An 18,258-nucleotide genomic window follows, 5' to 3' on the forward strand; every position below is an offset into this window, starting at 1 on the left:
CACCTGTAAGGAGTACACATGAGCGCGCTATTTCTGGCCATACCGCTAACCATCTTTGTGCTGTTTGTTTTACCGATTTGGTTGTGGCTGCATTACAGCAACCGTTCCAGTCGTGGCGAGTTATCGCAAAGCGAACAGCAGCGCCTGGTGGAATTGAGTAATGATGCACAGCGCATGCGTGAACGTATTCAGACGCTGGAAGACATCCTTGATGCAGAACATCCTAACTGGAGGGACCGCTAATGGGGGGCGTTAACCTGAACAAAAAACTGTGGCGTATTCCACAGCAGGGTATGGTTCGTGGGGTCTGTGCCGGTATCGCACAGTATCTTGATGTTCCGGTGAAGCTGGTGCGAATCCTGGTTGTTTTGTCGATCTTCTTTGGTCTGGCCTTTTTTACCATAGTGGCTTATATCGTGCTGACTTTCGTTCTGGATCCAATGCCAGACAATGTCGCTTTCGGCGAACAACAGCCCTCGAGCGGCGAACTGCTTGATGCCGTCGATCGTGAACTGACCGCAAGTGAAAATCGTTTACGCGAAATGGAGCGTTATGTGACTTCAGATACGTTCACATTGCGCAGCCGCTTTCGCCAATTGTGAGGATTGAGATGAACAATCGCTGGCAGCGTGCCGGGCAAAGGGTGAAGCCTGGTTTTAAATTAGCAGGCAAGCTGGTACTTCTTACCGCGCTCCGCTATGGTCCTGCAGGCGTTGCCGGTTGGGCAGTGAAGTCCGTTGCCCGACGTCCGCTGAAAATGGCGCTGGCGTTGATTCTGGAACCTTTATTGAGCCGCGTGGCGGTAAAATTATCCAAACGTTATTCCGGGAATTAGCCCGACATCCGAATGACGCTATTTGAAATAACATATAGATAACATTTTTCCTGTTAATTTGCGGCAGCTCACAAATACGATTTTTGGGCTGCCAAAATCATTTTCCCCTCAAGCTCACCTCTGCTGATTGACAGTTTATTTTCGTCTGAATTTGTGTGTCAGCAATAATATTGCGTTAGTAAGTCTTGCCATTAATCAACTCCAGGTGCAATTGTTGGTAAGCTATTAATATTAAATTGATTATATTTTTTACAAAAATGTTAAATGCATGATAGTATACCCCCCTATAGTATATAGGAGGGCGTATGCCGCATTCCCCGGAAGATAAAAAACGTATTCTTACTCGTGTACGTCGTATTCGTGGTCAGGTTGATGCACTTGAACGCGCGCTGGAGTCCGGCGAACCGTGTCTGGCTATCCTGCAACAAATTGCCGCTGTACGCGGCGCATCCAATGGCCTGATGGGCGAAATGGTCGAAATTCATCTGAAAGATGAACTGGTCAGTGGTGAGACAACCCCGGACGAGCGTGCCATTCGCATGGCTGAAATCGGCCATCTTCTTCGCGCTTATCTAAAATAAACACCATCACCTCGCAATAATGGGAAGAGACAGATGAAATCACGTGCAGCAGTAGCATTTGGCCCCGGCCAACCGTTGAAAATTGTTGAGATAGACGTCGCCCCGCCAAAGAAAGGGGAAGTGCTGGTTAAAATTACCCATACCGGCGTCTGCCATACTGACGCTTTTACGCTCTCTGGCGACGATCCGGAAGGTGTGTTCCCGGCGGTACTTGGCCATGAAGGTGGCGGTATTGTGGTTGAGGTGGGAGAAGGCGTCAGCAGCCTGAAACCGGGCGATCATGTGATCCCTCTGTACACCGCAGAATGCGGTGAGTGTAAGTTCTGTAAGTCCGGTAAAACCAATCTGTGTCAGGCCGTCCGCGCCACTCAGGGTAAGGGGTTGATGCCGGACGGTACGACTCGTTTCTCTTATAACGGCCAGCCGATTTATCACTACATGGGAACCAGTACATTCAGCGAATACACCGTGTGCGCAGAGATATCCCTGGCGAAGGTAAACCCAGAAGCACCACTGGACAAAGTGTGCCTGTTGGGATGTGGCGTCACAACCGGGATCGGGGCGGTACATAATACGGCGAAAGTCAAAGAAGGTGACACCGTTGCGGTATTTGGTCTGGGCGGTATTGGCCTCGCGGTTATTCAGGGTGCAGTTCAGGCAAAAGCCGGGCGCATTTTAGCGGTTGATACCAACCCTGAGAAATTCAAACTGGCAGGTGAAATGGGCGCGACCGATTTCGTCAACCCAAATGATTACGAGAAACCCGTTCAGGACGTGATTGTCGAACTGACTGACGGTGGCGTGGACTTCAGCTTTGAATGTATCGGCAACGTTAACGTAATGCGCGCTGCGCTGGAATGCTGCCATAAAGGGTGGGGAGAAAGCATCATCATTGGTGTGGCCGGTGCCGGTCAAGAGATCAAAACGCGTCCGTTTCAGCTGGTTACCGGTCGCGTCTGGCGCGGTTCGGCGTTTGGTGGCGTGAAGGGGCGTACACAGCTTCCAGGAATGGTCGAAGACGCGATGAGCGGGAAAATTCAGCTCGATCCCTTTATTACGCATCGTTTGCCGCTGGAGCAGATTAACGAAGCGTTCGATTTAATGCATCAGGGCAAGTCTATCCGCACCGTGATCCACTTTGGTGATAACTGATTCATTAGCCAGCGGATCCCTCCGCTGGCACTTTCCTGAATTTCTTTGAATTATGTTGTGAAAGTGTGATGAATGTTGCGCTTTTTACGGTAATCAAACTTCTTGAATTGCCGATGACTATCTAATGGGCGTGTTTTCACGCATTAACCCTACAAGAGAGTCGACGGTCATGGACAACACTAAATCGATGCAAGCCCAGTATAAACTGGGCTTTCTGCATCAAATCCGACTGGTTCCGCTGTTTTCCTCCATTCTCGGTGGCATCCTTCTGCTGTTCGCTTTAAGTTCCGGATTAGCAGCTTATTTCCTTATGCAGGCCGATCGCGATCAGCGTGATGTAACGAATGAAATTCAGGTCAGGATGGGGTTATCTAACAGTTCGAACCATTTACGTACTGCGCGTATCAACATGATCCATGCGGGCGCGGCAAGCCGCATTGCTGAAATGGATGACATGAAAGCCAATATTGCAGACGCGGAAAAACGGATTAAGCAATCGCAGGATGGTTTTAAGGCTTATATGTCTCGCGCGGTGAAAACACCAGCCGATGAGGCACTGGATGCAGAGTTGGGCACCAGCTTCAAGGCCTATATCGACGGCCTGCAACCTATGTTGAAATACGCTAAAAACGGGATGTTTGAAGCCATTATCAACCATGAAAATGAGCAGGCCAGACCGCTGGATTCCGCTTACAACAAAGTACTGTTGAAAGCCATTGAGCTTCGTACCGCCAGGGCCAACTTGCTCAGTGAGCAGGCCCATCAGCGTACTCAACTTGGCATGGCATTTATGCTCGGTGCATTTGTACTGGCGCTGGCACTGACAGTAATGACGTTTATTGTCCTGCGCCGTACCGTCATTCATCCTCTGTTGCGTGCTGCTCAGCGAATCGAGCAGATATCAACGGGCGATCTCACGATGCAGGATGAACCCACCGGACGTAGTGAAATTGGGCGTTTAAGCCATCATCTGCAAAAAATGCAACGTTCGCTGGTACAAACGGTAGGCACGGTGCGTCAGGGGGCTGAGGAAATCTACCGCGGCACCAGTGAAATATCGGCGGGAAATACCGACCTGTCATCACGAACTGAAGAGCAGGCCGCAGCCATAGAAGAGACGGCGGCCAGCATGGAAGAACTGACGGCTACGGTGAAACAGAACGCCGATAACGCACACCATGCCAGCAAACTGGCGGAAGATGCCTCAGGTAAAGCCAGCCGTGGCGGGCAAATGGTCTCTGGCGTAGTGAAAACCATGGGTAATATTTCGACCAGCTCGAAGAAAATCTCTGAGATTACCGCTGTGATTAACAGCATTGCCTTCCAGACCAATATTCTGGCGTTGAATGCGGCGGTCGAAGCCGCGCGGGCGGGCGAGCAGGGACGTGGCTTTGCGGTGGTGGCCAGCGAAGTGCGCACGCTGGCGAGTCGTAGCGCCCAGGCGGCAAAAGAGATTGAGGGATTGATCAGCGAATCCGTTCGCTTGATAGACCAGGGCTCTGGCGAGGTAGTGGCTGCTGGTAACACCATGACGGATATTGTCGATGCGGTTAAACGTGTGACGGATATTATGCTGGAAATCGCGGCGGCTTCCGACGAACAAAGTCGCGGTATTGTGCAGGTGAGTCAGGCAATTTCAGAGATGGATAAGGTGACTCAGCAAAATGCCTCGTTGGTCGAAGAAGCGTCGGCCGCAGCGGCATCACTGGAAGAACAGGCGGCGCGTTTAACAGAAGCGGTTGGTACATTTCGGTTACAGGGGAGTGTGATTAAACCGACTTTTTCAGCAGCGACGCCGGTTTATTCATCACCCAGCACAGTGAAGGCAGGTATGGATAACTGGGAAACGTTCTAATCAGTATAAAATCCGGTAATGCGGCACTGCGCATTACCGGGTTTACCGTTACTTGTACGTTGCACTAATGGTGCCGGTTGCGCTGAAGGCTCCGGGCTTATAATTATCACAGGTTTTTTTGTTATCTGAAGTGCAGGTGAGTAGGGCTGCCATGGGAATATCTTTCGATGTAATAAAATCGCCGAAATTAATAGAGACTTCAGAGTTACTGTCATTGGCGGAAAGATAGGTTCGTGACGAACCTTGTTCGTATGAGACAGCTATGCCACGCCCGCCAGCCGCCCACCACCCGGAGGCGGTGTCTTTAGTGTTAGCGAGGATCCCTAATCCTTTATTGTCATAGGCGGATTTTGTTGATGTCAGCTTCAGGGTAAGCCCAGAGGTATTTACGCAGCCGCTATTTTTCAGGGTAAAGGTTTTGCGCGGGCTGTCATTGCCTACATCACCGAAATCAATGGTGGTTGGTGAGGCTGTAAAATTGCAGGTTGGGGTTTCGAATTTAACGGTAAACGATGTGCTGTTGACGTTAATTCTCAGCTTTTCTTTGTCACCTTCATCAAGCGAACCGGCACGAAATGTTCCAATTAAGCCATTTTGAATGGGGTGGGCATCGCCCACAGAGGTAACTCTACCGTATTGCCAGATCTCAATCGTTGCGATGATATCACGATCGGTAGCATCTTTTTGATAATCGAACAGGCGCGTTTCTGTTGTTTCTGGGGGCAAATAAGCGATTCTATAGGCACCTGCGGTACTAATTCGTACTGAATAATATATCCCTGGGATATTTGTCGGCCAAAATGCCCTGTTGTGTTCTCCATAAAGACTGGATTTAACGCCTGCCGCATTTGAAGCCTCCGACCATCCATACCAGTCCGCTCCATCATTACCGGTGCCACACTCAAGCTTACCAATCTTAACATCCTGGAGTGCCCCTAAACGAGTGAGCGCGGTATTTTTAGGGTTGAAACTACGCACGGTCAATGTGCTAGTAGTGATAATTTGAGACTGGTTGTCCGGGTGGAAACTACATTCAAAAGCCTGAACGTAATTTATCAGAACACTTAATCCCCATAGCCCCGCAGAAAAAAATAGACGTCTGGCCGTTGAACGTATATGCATTGAATTGTGATTATTCATTATTTATAACTCACGCTGATTTTAACCTGGCTTAACACCCCGCCAGGTGTGACCGGTTTTGAGGGATCAATTTTCTGATAGCGGGCTTGAAACGTGTATTCGGAATATGACGATTCGGAACCGATATACCGGGTGAAGTTAACCGCTGACGTGTTGTCTTTATTCAGCACATTGGTACTTTCATAAAAAACGACTACACCGATATTTTCCGCCGCAGACGTTGCCTTTACCCTGCCTGTTGGCCCGGTATATTCATTGGGGAATATTTGATTACCGCTAAGCTGAGCTTTCTGTGGTTGAAAACTGAGTATCAACGTTTTTTCAGCTGAGCCGGAATCGCAGCGCGCTTTCACCTGCAGCGGTTTGGTAGCAACATGGCCCGGAGATGTTGCACTCAGCCCCGCCCAGTTACCACCGGCAGAAAAGGCATTGATATTCAGATCGCCTAAATCAACATCAGAAGCGGTAATATCACAGGTTCCGGATACAATCTCGGCCTTTAGGGTTAATGTATTGGTTGTGCTATTGACATCTGACCATGATGGAGAGGACATCAGCAGCAAAAATACCAGCGTATATTTTTTTACTGTCATGTTCGCGCCTACTGATAAATCGTGGTAAAGGTCAACGTACCGTTAAAAATTCCTGTTTTAACCGTCGTTGACGAGGATGCTGGCCGTAAAACTAATGTTAAAGGGAGTTTTGCGTTAGTGCGTTCAGTACTGCTCCAGGTTATTTTTTCATTATTATTAGGATCAAGTGGAATTGCAGTGTTTAAATCGCTGGTACGGTACAACACGGCAGCAACGCCCACTTCCCCACCTTTTAATTCGGTAGAGTATCCACTCCATGAAGCACTGGCCTTGGGTAACGTTTGTATCCAGTTCAGCGTTTGTTTGACCGTAGAACCTGAGCTAGTGATATAACAGTCGTTATACTGCAAAGAAAAATCTTTCCGCGTATTACTGCCCTGAGCCTCTATCTGCGACATCGTTAATGCGCCAAAATCAAGAGTCTGATTAACGGTGGTGTTTGAACCCACCGCAATACTGATATTGCAGGTTGTGGTCTGCAAAGTAGCTCGAAAATTGACGGTCACATAAGAAACCGCTGAAACAAAAGGGCAATTAAGGATTAAACAGGCCAACAGAATATTACGCATTGTTATCTCCCTGACTCTGGCATCTGACAAATTAAGCTATCCAGATGAATTGATTTACCGATCATCACCGGAGATGGCGGAATGTGATAATCAACATGACAACGGCTCTGGTTGTCATTTCCCCAGACCACGTTCAACCGCCCGTTGTTTTCAATCCCTCGCAAAAAGGCTCGCCCGGCTTGCCCTATCGCCCCGACCGACTTACCTTGTTCATTCAGTACATCCGCACCCAGCGGGATGAAGCTGTTATCGCTGCGGCGAAGAGTGACAAAGACCGACTGGCCTGCTTCGGTAGCAAAAGTTACTTTCACGACAGCGCCTTCACGAGGAACCACGGCAGCGGAGGTGTTTTTCACTTCCACATCGCTGGTCACCGTACTCAGATCGAGCCCCACGGTATTTTCTGCATACGGCGTCAGGCTGGTAGCGACGGCATAGCCAGCATGGTCGATTTCGCTATAGCCATTGGTAGTTGTAGCCCCGTCAGCCCCTTTAGCTTCAATCAAGGCAATGGCGGATTGGGTATCGACATTACCCGGTAACAGCGTTAAGCCGCCGCTGTGTAGCAACAACCCGCCATTATTATTTAGGGAATATTGCTGGTTGTGGTTTTTATCGACACTGGCAGAGAGGCTGGTGGTTCCTCGGGTTCCGTTGTAGGTGGAGTAGCCACTCACAGAATAGGTATCGTCGCTCCCGTTACTCTGGTTACCCATAGTACTGAGGCTGTAGTTCCATTTATTGTCTTTACTGTTTCCGCTGGCGGTGCTGGTAAAACCATTACTGTCGCTGAAATCGCTGTTCACGCCCATGCTCAAATTGGAAAAGAGCGGTTGCTGCCTGTCGTTACCGTTGCCGAAAGGAATATTGAAACCAACATACAGGCTATCGTTTTCTTCTCCCCATTCGTCGTAACTGCGCTGTAACGATACGTTCCAGGATATTGAACCGAAGGTGTTGCTGTAGCCGATGGAGTACTGTGATGTGTTGCCGGTTCCCCCCCAGTAGCTGATCCAGCTACCGCTGAGATAGAACGACCCGTAGTCTTCGTTGTTGACGGTCAGAGGTTGGTTGACGTTAACCTGAAACTCATTTTTTGAGTGGAGATAATTGTTGCGATACGCGTTGTCAGAGCTGAGATCGTTTTCGTCAGCGTAATTGGCAATGCTATTCTGTAATGAGAGTGTATCGTTTAGCGAGAGGTAATCTTTGGTGCTGTAGCGATACGCGGTTAAGCTGAAGTTCGTATTGGTAGTGTCCAGAACATTGCTGTAAGTCAGCCGATAGCTCTCGCCTTGTAAATCGCCAACATCGTCCAGGGAGGCTCGGGAATGGATAGCGTCAAAGGCTATCGCCCCTAGCCGGGTATTGAGCGCCATCCCCAGCATACCGGCCTGATAATCACTTTCCATGACCTGAAGGCCACCATACAGGGTGAAGATGTCACTCAGACCATAATTCCCGTTGCCGGTGATGACCCACGGCGTGTCATTACTGTAATCATTGTCAATGGTACCGGTGGCGAAATCCCAGTCGACTTCCCCTTTGGTCATCAACTGTGCGACAGACGCGTAAGGTACGGAAAAAAAGCGCTTCGAACCATCGGCTTCTTCAACCGTTACATCCAGGTCAGCACCGTTGATTGCCACATAGTAATCTTTCAGCGCAAACGGCCCCGGCGGTACGGTCGTTTCATAGATAATGCGTGATTGCTGGCGCACCGTGATTTTGGCATTACTGTTTGCCACGCCATTGATCACCGGAACATAACGACCATCACGGGGATCCATACGTTCATCGTTATAGAGATGAACCCCTTTTATGCTCACGCTATCCAGCGCTTCGCTGATCGAGGTAACCTGACCCATTTCCAGCTGCGCCCGAATGGGCGGTAGGTCACGCTGCAAATAGAGATCGTAATTATCCCATGAGGCAGTATCGTCGTTAGCCCAGTTCAGTGCGCCGCTGGAACGTAAACGCCAGGCCCCCAGGTTAATGCCGTATCCTAATCCGAGGTAGCCAGTGTCGGACGTATCACTTTCATTTTCGCTATGATAGCCACTAAAGTTCCAGGTCAGTAACGCTGCTGGTATGCCGGAATCCCAACGCGCAGGGTTCACATAACCGACCGGATGGCTCACTAAAAAAAGCTGAGGAACTGTGAGCATCAAGACTTGTGAATTAGGATCGTAACTGATGCTGGAAGACGGGTAGTAGTCAGCCAGTACATAGCACTGTGCGTCGCCCTCTGTTGCTGCCGGTAGCCGGGAAATATCAATACTGGCCTCTTCCAGAAGCGTTCGCGTTAAACAGGGCGTCGCATTCGGCGTGTTATTTTCGATAAATTGAACGGCGGTGGTTTGTTGTGCCTTGCCATTAATCGACACGGAGACGGTATATGTCCCGGCCTTTACCGGGTTGCCATGCGCGTATTGAGCAACGTTAATCGTCGATTTGTTCCCGGCATTACCGAAAATAAAATCGTCGTTGAATTCAATATAGTTTTCATCAGCAAAACCTGACTGACAAAACCCGAACAGGATGAAGGTAGAAGCAGCAATTAGGCGTGTCGAAGTCTGCATTAATGCTATCCCTGCGTTTACTTTTTGGTGGCTTCCACATTACCGCCGTAGTCATTGACGGCAGTCCATGAAATGGTATCCATCTGAGTTGATGTCAGTGATTTCACCGCATAGCGAGCGCTGGAAAACGGTGCAACCATATCAGGTTCAATGTTGTACTTTTTACCCCCGGAGGTGATCGTAGCGCCCACCAGAGAGACAAAATAAGGGGAGTCGTTTTTTGCCGTCGCCCAAACTTGTTTTTCTTGATTGGCCAGGCTCCATTGCAGGTGTTGAATGGCTTCGGCAGGTGAGCCGGGAAGGGAAATCGGGCGATAAAATACCTTGATGCGTGTTTTAAGCGCTATCTGCAGTTGATTTGATTTATCTGCATCTTTATTTTTTTTCGGGATCTCAAGCGCGTTAAACCAGTAAACGCTTTCGCGATCGGTCGGTAAAGGTTGCCCATCCCAGTTTAAACGTACGGTAAGACCCTGTTTCGGATCGACCCGGCTAACAGGAGGGGAGGCAATAAACGGCACATTTAATGCCTGTGGATCGACGTCTTCATGTCCGTCATCTAACCAGGACTGGATTAATAGCGGCTGTTGCCCCTGATTAACCATTTTGATTAACGCCTCTTTGGCATCTGAAGGGTAGATAACCCGGGTGGCATTAATAACAATACTGGCCGTTGATGGAGCGCTAAATGAAATAAATGTTGTAAATATAATTACGGTAAATATGTTTTTTATTGGCATTTTATTTATTTCTGCGTATAGACGCTGTAGCCCCCAGTTGAACGGGAGCTACAGAGAACATATTAAGATAACTAATTAAGGGTAGGTCGTTGTAAACGTTGTATTCGCTTTAACTAAACCTACGGCTGGTGTGCCAGTACCTGAATATATATAACCTACGGTATAGTTAAATGCGGCACCATTGGTTGAACTGTAGGTTGCTTCGGATTGCGGTAATGCGGATTTAAAATCGATGATGGTATTGGTCGCAGTATCCTGAACCCGGAAACCAGCATCTTTATCGCCAGACAGGTCGGTGTTTAACAGTGCCTGAGTGGTGCTGTTATAATTACCGGTCGTTGAGAATTGGCCTTTTATTTTACCACCGTTGGCTACCGATGCAGCGCAGTTTTTGACGGTTATCCCGAAGCTGGCTTTCTGGGCCGGGGTGCTGGTGGCCGCTTTCATAGACGACACAGTAATATCATCGAGTTTAATCTCTTTGGATGTGCCTGCCCCATCAATGCTGACGTCGCAGGTTGATGTTGTAATATTTCCCGCGAAATCAATGTTTGCTAAGTCAGCAGCCTGAGCTTGCGTGGTAATACCTGCAACCAGAATGGCTGCAGCACTTAAAAAGCAAAGTTTCATTTTATTTTCCTTAATGGTGTTTTCCCAAGGGGCGATAATTACATAATGGGCATTAATTGGGGAATGATATTTTCTTGTTTAAATTGATTTTGGGATTTTATTTAGGGTGTTTTGCTAATAAGTGTGGTTCAACATTGAGAAAATGTATTGAATCACGGAGTGAGGTAAATTTTATCTGTGCTTGCAAGCGCTGTTTTATATTTTTTGAAAAGGTGCTTTATGTAGTAGGTTTTATTATCTATCTAACAGGACTGAATAATGAATTATTGATTTTGATATTCATTATAATTATAGATGAAGGGCCAGACCCATGAAAGAATGAGTCTGACGAGGCAGTAGATTACAGCGGCATAGTTTTGCGAATGGCGTTAATAAAAGTTTGCGCCGTGCTGGAAAGAGGTGTGTCGATGCGAGTCAGTATGCCGATCGGTTCACCTGCACCCTGAGCTGGAACTGGTAAAGAAACCAGAGCTGCCTGGCGCAGGTCTTCACGTACTGCGCCGGAAGGTACAAACCATACATAGTCGTAATCAACCGTCAATTGGCGGGACAGTGAAGCTGACAACGTTTCGATACAGCCAGACGGCATTTTACAACCCTGGCTTTGTAGTAAGGCTTCTGCATGTTGCCTGGGGGCAGTACCTTTTGGTGAGATCACGACTGGCCACTCCATTACCCGACTCAATGTAATGGTTTCCTGTAATAGCGGATGGTTAGGGCGCACCACCAGTTTCAATGACTCAAGAAATAATAATTCGTAGTTCAGGCCGCTCATCAATTCTGGGTCGGCCATACGGCCAATACCGAGATCGATTTCCCCTGATTTTAAACCTGCCAGTATCATGGGGTTACTCATCGTGGCAATCTGCAGTGTGGTCTCCATTTGCTGTTTATGGAACTGACCGATTACGGTGGGCAGAATGCCCAGCGCAGCAGTAGGCAGCGCGCCAATACGGACAACATCATTTTGCGCTTCTTCTCTTTGGTTTAACGCCTGACCCGCAGTATTGAGCGCATCAAGCACTCTTACCGCATGGGTAAGAAACTGTTCGCCGGGTACCGTTAGCTGCGCGCCCAGACGACCGCGTTCAAAGAGTCTGGCTCCGGTCAGTTGCTCCAGTTCGTTGAGTGTTTTGGAGAGGGCCGGTTGACTCAGGTTGAGGGTTTCAGCTGCGCGCCCCAAAGTCCCCTGTTGTGCAACGGCTACAAAAGTATGAAGGTGGCGCAATCGAATGCGCTGATTGAACAGACCATTTTTTTCCATAAGCGATGTTAAAAACAGAGTCGTATCGGTGACAAGTGAAGTTGTTTGTTTTTGATAACCTGATAGCAAAATATTATTAACATTTATCATGTTTTAATTACAACTGATTTATTTTGCTTATGTTTTGTACAGCCAGGCCAGCAATATGGTAGGGGGCGTTACCAGTCGTTATACTTTGCCTGTCATTCGTTTCCACGACATTCCTCATCATAAGGCACTGATTAATGATACATGTAATAGGGCACCTTAACCCCGATAGCGATGCAATTTGCACCGCTACAATGGCCGCTCGCTGGCTCACTTTACGCGGTCAGCAAGCAACGGCATGGCGAGCGGGGGAAGCTAACCGTGAAACGCAATTTATTTTTAAGCATGCAGGACTGGCGCTGCCAGAACTGTTGACCTTTCCTCTGACCGATCAGGATGTCTGGCTGGTCGATTTTACTGAACCCGCGCAGGGGCCAGATTCGCTTCCAGAGAGTAATGTTGTCGGGATCATCGACCATCACCGTCTCGGTGGATTAATCACTCGTTTGCCGCCGGAAGTCTGGGTGACGCCCGTAGGCAGTAGCGCGACGCTGCTGTGGCAGTTGATGACGGATGATGTACGTAGTCAAATTTCTCCAGCAGAGGCTATTTTGCTGTTAGGTGCAGTGCTGAGTGACACTGTCACGCTGCGTTCACCAACGACTACGCCCGACGATCGTCTGGCAGTGGAGGCTCTTACTCATAAGGCGGGGATTGATCTGGAGGCGTTCAGCCGTAATCTGCTGTCTGCCAAAACCAGCGTGGAAGGGATGAGTGCCCGGCAACTTCTCAATAAAGATATTAAAACGTTCAAAATTCATGGGCATCAGGTCTGTGTGGCGCAACTCGAGCTGTATTCACTAGACCAGGTTGACGCGGTGCTGGACGAGCTTCGCCAGGAAATGATTCGCTATGCAGAGGAAAATCATGCCGCACTGGTCGTTCTGATGCTGACCGATATTAATCTGGGCGATACCAGTCTGTGGTTTGCCGGAACCGAACTTTCAGATGTGCCGCAACCCTGCAAGGTGGAAGGGATGTTAAGCCGTAAAAAACAGATGCTACCGTGGCTGGAAAAACACTTAAAACCGCGTCAGTAAGTTCCGTTAATCGTCGATGTGGGTGGGGGAATTTATGCGGGATCACACTTTGTAAATTCTTCCCACCGGACTGACTGGCGTTCTCTACACTCCAGGTAATATTCACTGGAGGCATGACATTATGGCGAACACCATCACGGCAGATGAGATTCGGGAACAATTTTCGCAGGCAATGTCAGCAATGTACCAGCAGGAAGTCCCGCAGTATGGCACGTTGCTGGAACTTGTCGCTGATGTGAATCTGGCTGTTCTGGAAAATAATCCAACGCTACATGAAAAACTGGCGAATGCGGATGAGTTAGCGCGACTTAACGTCGAGCGCCATGGCGCTATTCGGGTGGGGACGGCACAGGAACTCTCCACGCTGCGGCGAATGTTTGCCATTATGGGCATGTATCCCGTTAGCTATTACGATCTCTCTCAGGCCGGCGTTCCCGTTCATTCCACAGCGTTTCGCCCCATTGACGACGCATCTCTTTCGCGCAATCCGTTTCGGGTATTTACTTCATTATTACGGCTCGAATTAATCGAAAATGTAGCGTTGCGTCAAAGGGCTGCAGAGATCCTCGCTAAGCGCGATATTTTTACTCGCCGTTGTCACGAACTTCTGGATGAATTTGATGCCCAGGGTGCTTTCACGCCAGCACAGGCACGGGAGTTTGTGCATGAAGCACTGGAAACATTCCGTTGGCATCAGCATGCCACGGTTGACGAAGAGACCTATCACGCGCTGCATAACGAACACCGGCTGATCGCCGACGTGGTGTGTTTCCCCGGTTGCCACATAAATCACCTGACGCCGCGTACGTTAGATATTGACCGCGTACAATCGATGATGCCGGAATGCGGTATTGAACCGAAAATTCTCATCGAAGGACCTCCGCGTCGTGATGTGCCCATTTTGCTGCGCCAGACCAGCTTCAAAGCGCTGGAGGAAGCGGTGCTGTTTGCCGGGGAAATGCGCGGGACCCACACGGCGCGCTTTGGTGAGATCGAACAACGTGGCGTAGCGCTGACGTCAAAAGGCAGGCAGTTGTATGACGAACTCCTGAATAAAGCGGGAACGGGGAAAGATAACCTGACGCATCAGTTACATCTTCAGGAAGTGTTCAAGGCTTTCCCTGACAGCGAATTTCTACTGCGACAGCAAGGGCTGGCCTGGTTCCGCTATCGATTAACGCCATCGGGTGAGGCGCATCGTCAGGCAATTCGACCAGAGGACGATCCTCAGCCACTGATCGAGCGTGGCTGGTTGGTGGCCCAACCTATTACTTACGAGGATTTTTTACCGGTCAGCGCTGCGGGAATATTCCAGTCTAATCTGGGCAATGAAACACAAGCGCGTACGCACGGCAACGCCAGTCAGGATGCGTTTGAGCAGGCGCTTGGTTGCGCAGTTTACGATGAGTTTGCGCTATATCGGGAGGCAGAAGAACGAAGCAAACGGCGGTGTGGTTTGCTCTGATGGGATTTACACGGGTTTCAGTCTGTTCTCATCGACATAAAATATTTTCGATTTTGTACAGATAATCGGCGACCAACAATTGGATTATTAATGAATTTTGTCTAGAGTGAGCGGTCAGAAATCTGCACTCTCTTGCCGCTGATTAAGACCGGCGCGGGACCATTTACACGACCAGAAGGACTCACTTTCAGGCATGAATCGTAGACGATTTATTAAAGGTTCAATGGCAATGGCCGCCGTGTGCGGAACCAGTGGTATTGCATCACTCTTCTCCCGCGCCGCTTATGCGGTAGAAACTGACATTGCAGACGGAAAAACCGTACGTTTCGATTTTTCCGTTCTGCAGTCGATGGCTCATGATTTAGCGCAAAAACCGTGGGGTGGCGCACCGCGTGCATTACCTGACACGCTGGCTAAACTGACGCCTCAGGCTTACAACAGCATTCAATATGACGCAGAGCAGTCTCTGTGGAATAACGTTGAAAATCGTCAGCTCGATGCACAGTTCTTCCATGTAGGAATGGGCTTCCGTCGACGTGTACGCATGTTCTCGGTCGATGGCAGTACACATATGGCGCGTGAGATTCACTTCCGCCCTGAGCTGTTCAAATATAATGATGCGGGTGTCGATACTAAACAGCTGGAAGGGCAAACTGACCTTGGCTTCGCGGGCTTCCGCGTGTTTAAAGCACCAGAACTGGCCCGTCGCGACGTGGTCTCTTTCCTGGGCGCCAGCTATTTCCGCGCTGTGGATGACACCTATCAGTACGGTTTGTCGGCGCGCGGTCTGGCGGTCGATACTTATACCGACACCAAAGAAGAGTTTCCTGACTTCACCGCTTTCTGGTTCGAAACGGTTAAACCGGGAGCAACCTCATTTACCGTTTATGCTCTGCTTGATAGCCCAAGCGTGACCGGTGCGTTTAAGTTCGTGATCCACTGTGAGAAGACACAGGTGATCATGGATGTGCAGAATCACATCTATGCCCGTAAAGACATCAAGCAACTCGGTATTGCGCCGATGACCAGTATGTTTAGCTGCGGCAATAATGAACGTCGGATGTGCGACACCATTCACCCACAAATTCATGACTCCGATCGTCTGGCGATGTGGCGGGGCAATGGCGAGTGGATCTGCCGTCCACTGAATAACCCGCAAAAGTTGCAGTTCAATGCCTACACCGATAACAACCCGAGAGGGTTCGGGCTGCTGCAACTTGATCGTGATTTTTCACACTATCAGGACATCATGGGTTGGTACAATAAGCGCCCGAGCCTGTGGGTAGAACCGCGCAACCAGTGGGGTAAGGGCACCATTGGACTCATGGAGATCCCGACCACGGGTGAAACGCTGGATAACGTTGTCTGTTTCTGGCAGCCGGATAAATCGATCAAAGCTGGTGACGATCTGGAGTTCAAATATCGTCTTTACTGGAGTGCTCAACCACCTGTGCGCTCACCGCTGGCGCGCGTACTGGCTACCCGCACCGGTATGGGTGGATTCCCGGAAGGATGGGCGCCGGGCGAACATTACCCGGAAAAATGGGCGCGTCGTTTTGCCATTGATTTCGTTGGTGGAGATCTGAAAGCCGCTGCACCGAAGGGGATTGAACCGGTCATTACGCTCTCCAGTGGAGAAGCAAAACAAATTGAGATCCTGTACGTTGAGCCAATTGATGGCTATCGCATTCAGTTTGACTGGTATCCGACATCTGACTCAACCGACCCGGTAGACATGCGTATGTTCCTGCGTTGTCAGGGGGATGCTATCAGCGAAACCTGGCTGTATCAGTATTTCCCGCCTGCTGCGGATAAACGTCAGTACGTTGACGACCGCGAAATGCGCTAATTGTGTGCCCAGTGGCTTTCCTGATGGGGAGCCATATCTGTCATCTCTCCCAAAACCGTCTGTTCACTATTTACTCGATCCTGTTCTCATTTTTCCCTGGTTTAACCAGGTAAGCTGAGGATGTGTATTTGTTGTACACGTTCTTGACCACTAACAGGGAGAAAGTATGTTTCCAGAATACAGAGACCTTATTTCCCGACTGAAAACCGAGAACCCTCGCTTTCTGTCTTTATTCGAAAAACACAACAGCCTTGATCATGAAATTTCCAGACTGGAAGGTTCGGATGGTCGGGGATACAGTTTGGATATTGTTCGCCTGAAGAAACAGAAACTCCACTTGAAGGAAGACCTGCTCAAAATTTTGCAAAAAGAGAGTGTCAGTGAGGGCTAAATAGAGCTGCTCCGCTGTGTAAAAGGGCTTTCCGCAAGAATGGGAAGCCCTTCCTGTTTGTGGGGCTTAGTCGACAAGTACGCGTTTGTTTGTCGCACCCCAGAGAATCGACATTTCAGTGAACAGCGCGCCGCTAATTTCTTCAACTTCCTCAGCGCTAACCTGCGCATTCCCTTGTTTGCCAAATAACACCACTTCATCACCTGAAGCAACCTGTGGCAGATCGGTCACATCGACAATCAGCGTATTCATCGAGGTTTTGCCTAACACAGGTACCCGCTGGCCGCGGATCAGAACATGTCCTGCGTTACTGAATACGCGGCGGTAACCATCTGCATAACCCGCCGGGATATTGGCGAGCACGGAATTGCGTTTGAGGGTATACGTTCGGTCATACCCAACGGTATTTCCTTTCGGGTAATGGTTGACTGAAGCAATTGCAGATTTAAAGGTCATCACACGTTTATATTCAGTGCTGGCGATGGTATCGCCATAAAAAATTCCGCCGACACGCACCATATCCAACCACGACTCGGGAACAGTCAGCGTGGCGAAGGTATTAGCGACATGCAACGTAACTTCTTCGCGCTTAAGCCCGGTGATTTTGAGGACCTGTGCGGATTGTGAGTTGAAACGGGCCAGATCGCGTTTAACCACCGCAGCATCTTCTTCCGGGAAATGCGACATGAGCCCAACAATTTTCAGGCCCGGTAAGGCTGAAATTGCGCGAGCCTCTTCCAGTCCCGCCGCCGTACTGACTTCCAGACCATTGCGTGACATACCGCCAGAGTTCAGTGCCAGATGAATACGGATGGTTTTTCCTTTCTCCCGGGCAATGGCACTCAGGCGCTTAGCCATATCCAGGTTGCCTATCAACTCTTCGGTATCAAAATCTGCCGCCTGCCGCATCTCTTTTTCTGTTGCGTTTCGAACGCGCATGAGCTGCGATTTAAATCCTGACTGGCGGACGGTGCTGATTTCCTCATTGCTCGCGACGCCTATACATTGAACACCATTTTGCATCATTATTGGGGTCACTAACGAGAGGTCATGCCCGTAAGCATCTCCTTTCAGGATGGCGCACATGCGGGTTTTATCACCCAGCAGTTGCTGAACTTTGTGAACGTTATATTCCAGCGCGCTACGAGAAATTTCCAGAGTGGTATTATCCACGACCAGTTGCTTACTTACCGCATAGGGAACGGGGCTCGCCTGTGTATCAGTGGCGGGCTGGTGACAGGCGGTAATCAGTAACAGCGGGATCAGTGCTAAACGGCCCAAAGGTGCTGCCATGCTTGCTCCTTAGCAAAATAGTAGGGGTGTTGTTGTCATCATTACGGCTCCCCCTCGGCGGGGAGATGCCCGAAGAAATAGAGTAGCGGGTTATGCGCGGTATATTGTCTCTAAGTGATTGCTGTAACAGCATAAAAAAGTGTTATTCACGGTGGTAATCAGATTAATATCAGCTGGTGCCAGTCAGAAATG

Annotated in this window: 18 protein-coding genes; 10 read left to right on the forward strand and 8 right to left on the reverse strand. The window is 49.4% G+C overall.

Features of this window, described 5'->3' with window-relative positions; genetic code table 11:
- The first annotated feature begins 18 nt into the window (after nt 1–18).
- The 6 genes from pspB (at nt 19) to OGY01_RS06855 (ending at nt 4,423) form a co-directional block, all read left to right on the forward strand.
- Nucleotides 19–243: an envelope stress response membrane protein PspB gene (gene pspB / locus OGY01_RS06830; protein ID WP_045443425.1), complete on the forward strand. Its 225-nt coding sequence runs from the start codon at nt 19–21 to the stop codon at nt 241–243.
- Nucleotides 243–602: an envelope stress response membrane protein PspC gene (pspC, locus tag OGY01_RS06835; protein ID WP_136345572.1), complete on the forward strand. Its 360-nt coding sequence runs from the start codon at nt 243–245 to the stop codon at nt 600–602. The genes pspB and pspC overlap by 1 nt, the downstream gene beginning before the upstream one ends.
- A gap of 8 nt (nt 603–610) precedes the next feature.
- Nucleotides 611–835, forward strand: coding sequence for a phage shock protein PspD (gene pspD, locus OGY01_RS06840; protein ID WP_045443419.1), 225 nt, complete (start codon nt 611–613; stop codon nt 833–835).
- 305 nt (nt 836–1,140) lie between these two features.
- Entirely contained in the window at nt 1,141–1,416 is a 276-nt protein-coding gene (locus tag OGY01_RS06845; RefSeq protein ID WP_200010905.1) for a metal/formaldehyde-sensitive transcriptional repressor, read from the forward strand.
- A gap of 33 nt (nt 1,417–1,449) precedes the next feature.
- Nucleotides 1,450–2,568 (forward strand): S-(hydroxymethyl)glutathione dehydrogenase/class III alcohol dehydrogenase, encoded by a 1,119-nt coding sequence (locus tag OGY01_RS06850; RefSeq protein ID WP_045443407.1) that lies wholly within the window; start codon nt 1,450–1,452, stop codon nt 2,566–2,568.
- A 169-nt stretch (nt 2,569–2,737) separates the two neighbouring features.
- On the forward strand, nt 2,738–4,423 hold the full coding sequence (locus OGY01_RS06855; protein WP_286492685.1) for a methyl-accepting chemotaxis protein: 1,686 nt from the start codon (nt 2,738–2,740) through the stop codon (nt 4,421–4,423).
- Nucleotides 4,424–4,471: 48 nt separating this feature from the next.
- Here the strand turns inward: OGY01_RS06855 and OGY01_RS06860 are convergent, their stop codons facing one another.
- The 7 genes from OGY01_RS06860 to OGY01_RS06890 form a co-directional block, all read right to left on the reverse strand.
- Nucleotides 4,472–5,563, reverse strand: a complete 1,092-nt coding sequence (locus OGY01_RS06860; protein WP_286492686.1) for a fimbrial protein — start codon at nt 5,561–5,563, stop codon at nt 4,472–4,474.
- Nucleotides 5,563–6,156 carry a fimbrial protein gene (locus tag OGY01_RS06865; RefSeq protein WP_045443398.1) on the reverse strand — a complete coding sequence of 198 codons (594 nt, stop codon included), beginning with the start codon at nt 6,154–6,156 and terminating at the stop codon, nt 5,563–5,565. The genes OGY01_RS06860 and OGY01_RS06865 overlap by 1 nt, the downstream gene beginning before the upstream one ends.
- 8 nt (nt 6,157–6,164) lie before the next feature.
- The gene (locus OGY01_RS06870) at nt 6,165–6,725 is read right to left on the reverse strand and encodes a fimbrial protein (protein WP_048221400.1); all 561 of its coding nucleotides are present in this window, start codon (nt 6,723–6,725) and stop codon (nt 6,165–6,167) included.
- 2 nt (nt 6,726–6,727) lie between these two features.
- Nucleotides 6,728–9,307, reverse strand: coding sequence for an outer membrane usher protein (locus OGY01_RS06875; RefSeq protein ID WP_284096840.1), 2,580 nt, complete (start codon nt 9,305–9,307; stop codon nt 6,728–6,730).
- Between the two features lie 17 nt (nt 9,308–9,324).
- Nucleotides 9,325–10,047 (reverse strand): fimbrial chaperone, encoded by a 723-nt coding sequence (locus OGY01_RS06880; RefSeq protein ID WP_071828949.1) that lies wholly within the window; start codon nt 10,045–10,047, stop codon nt 9,325–9,327.
- Nucleotides 10,048–10,122: 75 nt separating this feature from the next.
- The gene (locus tag OGY01_RS06885; RefSeq protein ID WP_286492687.1) at nt 10,123–10,677 is read right to left on the reverse strand and encodes a fimbrial protein; all 555 of its coding nucleotides are present in this window, start codon (nt 10,675–10,677) and stop codon (nt 10,123–10,125) included.
- A 340-nt stretch (nt 10,678–11,017) separates the two neighbouring features.
- Nucleotides 11,018–11,941, reverse strand: a complete 924-nt coding sequence (locus OGY01_RS06890) for a LysR substrate-binding domain-containing protein (protein WP_286492829.1) — start codon at nt 11,939–11,941, stop codon at nt 11,018–11,020.
- Nucleotides 11,942–12,165: 224 nt separating this feature from the next.
- Between OGY01_RS06890 and OGY01_RS06895 the strand changes: the two genes are divergently transcribed.
- The 4 genes from OGY01_RS06895 to OGY01_RS06910 all read left to right on the forward strand — a co-directional run bounded on the left by OGY01_RS06895 (nt 12,166) and on the right by OGY01_RS06910 (nt 16,773).
- Complete coding sequence (locus tag OGY01_RS06895) at nt 12,166–13,068, forward strand: manganese-dependent inorganic pyrophosphatase (protein ID WP_045443387.1); 903 nt, start codon at nt 12,166–12,168, stop codon at nt 13,066–13,068.
- Between the two features lie 121 nt (nt 13,069–13,189).
- The gene (hglS, locus tag OGY01_RS06900) at nt 13,190–14,533 is read left to right on the forward strand and encodes a 2-oxoadipate dioxygenase/decarboxylase HglS (RefSeq protein ID WP_286492689.1); all 1,344 of its coding nucleotides are present in this window, start codon (nt 13,190–13,192) and stop codon (nt 14,531–14,533) included.
- Nucleotides 14,534–14,726: 193 nt separating this feature from the next.
- A complete protein-coding gene (locus tag OGY01_RS06905; RefSeq protein ID WP_286492691.1) occupies nt 14,727–16,382 on the forward strand; it encodes a glucan biosynthesis protein D in 1,656 nt (551 codons plus the stop codon).
- Nucleotides 16,383–16,548: 166 nt separating this feature from the next.
- Nucleotides 16,549–16,773: an HP1242/YdcH family protein gene (locus tag OGY01_RS06910; RefSeq protein ID WP_045443368.1), complete on the forward strand. Its 225-nt coding sequence runs from the start codon at nt 16,549–16,551 to the stop codon at nt 16,771–16,773.
- Between the two features lie 66 nt (nt 16,774–16,839).
- Here OGY01_RS06910 and alr read toward each other — a convergent pair whose 3' ends face one another.
- Nucleotides 16,840–18,066 carry an alanine racemase gene (gene alr, locus OGY01_RS06915; RefSeq protein ID WP_045443365.1) on the reverse strand — a complete coding sequence of 409 codons (1,227 nt, stop codon included), beginning with the start codon at nt 18,064–18,066 and terminating at the stop codon, nt 16,840–16,842.
- Nucleotides 18,067–18,258 lie beyond the last annotated feature (192 nt).

The sequence above is a fragment of the Citrobacter sp. Cm038 genome, from assembly GCF_030333105.1.
Taxonomy (GTDB): domain Bacteria; phylum Pseudomonadota; class Gammaproteobacteria; order Enterobacterales; family Enterobacteriaceae; genus Citrobacter; species Citrobacter murliniae.

Bases quoted from the DNA above. Each gene is read 5' to 3' on its own strand.
- OGY01_RS06845 (WP_200010905.1), top strand. From the start codon at position 1,141: ATGCCGCATTCCCCGGAAGATAAAAAACGTATTCTTACTCGTGTACGT.
- pspB (WP_045443425.1), top strand. From the start codon at position 19: ATGAGCGCGCTATTTCTGGCCATACCGCTAACCATCTTTGTGCTGTTT.
- pspD (WP_045443419.1), top strand. From the start codon at position 611: ATGAACAATCGCTGGCAGCGTGCCGGGCAAAGGGTGAAGCCTGGTTTT.
- OGY01_RS06880 (WP_071828949.1), bottom strand. From the start codon at position 10,047: ATGCCAATAAAAAACATATTTACCGTAATTATATTTACAACATTTATT.
- OGY01_RS06860 (WP_286492686.1), bottom strand. From the start codon at position 5,563: ATGAATAATCACAATTCAATGCATATACGTTCAACGGCCAGACGTCTA.
- OGY01_RS06870 (WP_048221400.1), bottom strand. From the start codon at position 6,725: ATGCGTAATATTCTGTTGGCCTGTTTAATCCTTAATTGCCCTTTTGTT.
- OGY01_RS06875 (WP_284096840.1), bottom strand. From the start codon at position 9,307: ATGCAGACTTCGACACGCCTAATTGCTGCTTCTACCTTCATCCTGTTC.
- OGY01_RS06905 (WP_286492691.1), top strand. From the start codon at position 14,727: ATGAATCGTAGACGATTTATTAAAGGTTCAATGGCAATGGCCGCCGTG.
- hglS (WP_286492689.1), top strand. From the start codon at position 13,190: ATGGCGAACACCATCACGGCAGATGAGATTCGGGAACAATTTTCGCAG.
- OGY01_RS06865 (WP_045443398.1), bottom strand. From the start codon at position 6,156: ATGACAGTAAAAAAATATACGCTGGTATTTTTGCTGCTGATGTCCTCT.
- pspC (WP_136345572.1), top strand. From the start codon at position 243: ATGGGGGGCGTTAACCTGAACAAAAAACTGTGGCGTATTCCACAGCAG.
- OGY01_RS06885 (WP_286492687.1), bottom strand. From the start codon at position 10,677: ATGAAACTTTGCTTTTTAAGTGCTGCAGCCATTCTGGTTGCAGGTATT.
- OGY01_RS06855 (WP_286492685.1), top strand. From the start codon at position 2,738: ATGGACAACACTAAATCGATGCAAGCCCAGTATAAACTGGGCTTTCTG.
- OGY01_RS06895 (WP_045443387.1), top strand. From the start codon at position 12,166: ATGATACATGTAATAGGGCACCTTAACCCCGATAGCGATGCAATTTGC.
- OGY01_RS06910 (WP_045443368.1), top strand. From the start codon at position 16,549: ATGTTTCCAGAATACAGAGACCTTATTTCCCGACTGAAAACCGAGAAC.
- OGY01_RS06890 (WP_286492829.1), bottom strand. From the start codon at position 11,941: ATGGAAAAAAATGGTCTGTTCAATCAGCGCATTCGATTGCGCCACCTT.
- OGY01_RS06850 (WP_045443407.1), top strand. From the start codon at position 1,450: ATGAAATCACGTGCAGCAGTAGCATTTGGCCCCGGCCAACCGTTGAAA.
- alr (WP_045443365.1), bottom strand. From the start codon at position 18,066: ATGGCAGCACCTTTGGGCCGTTTAGCACTGATCCCGCTGTTACTGATT.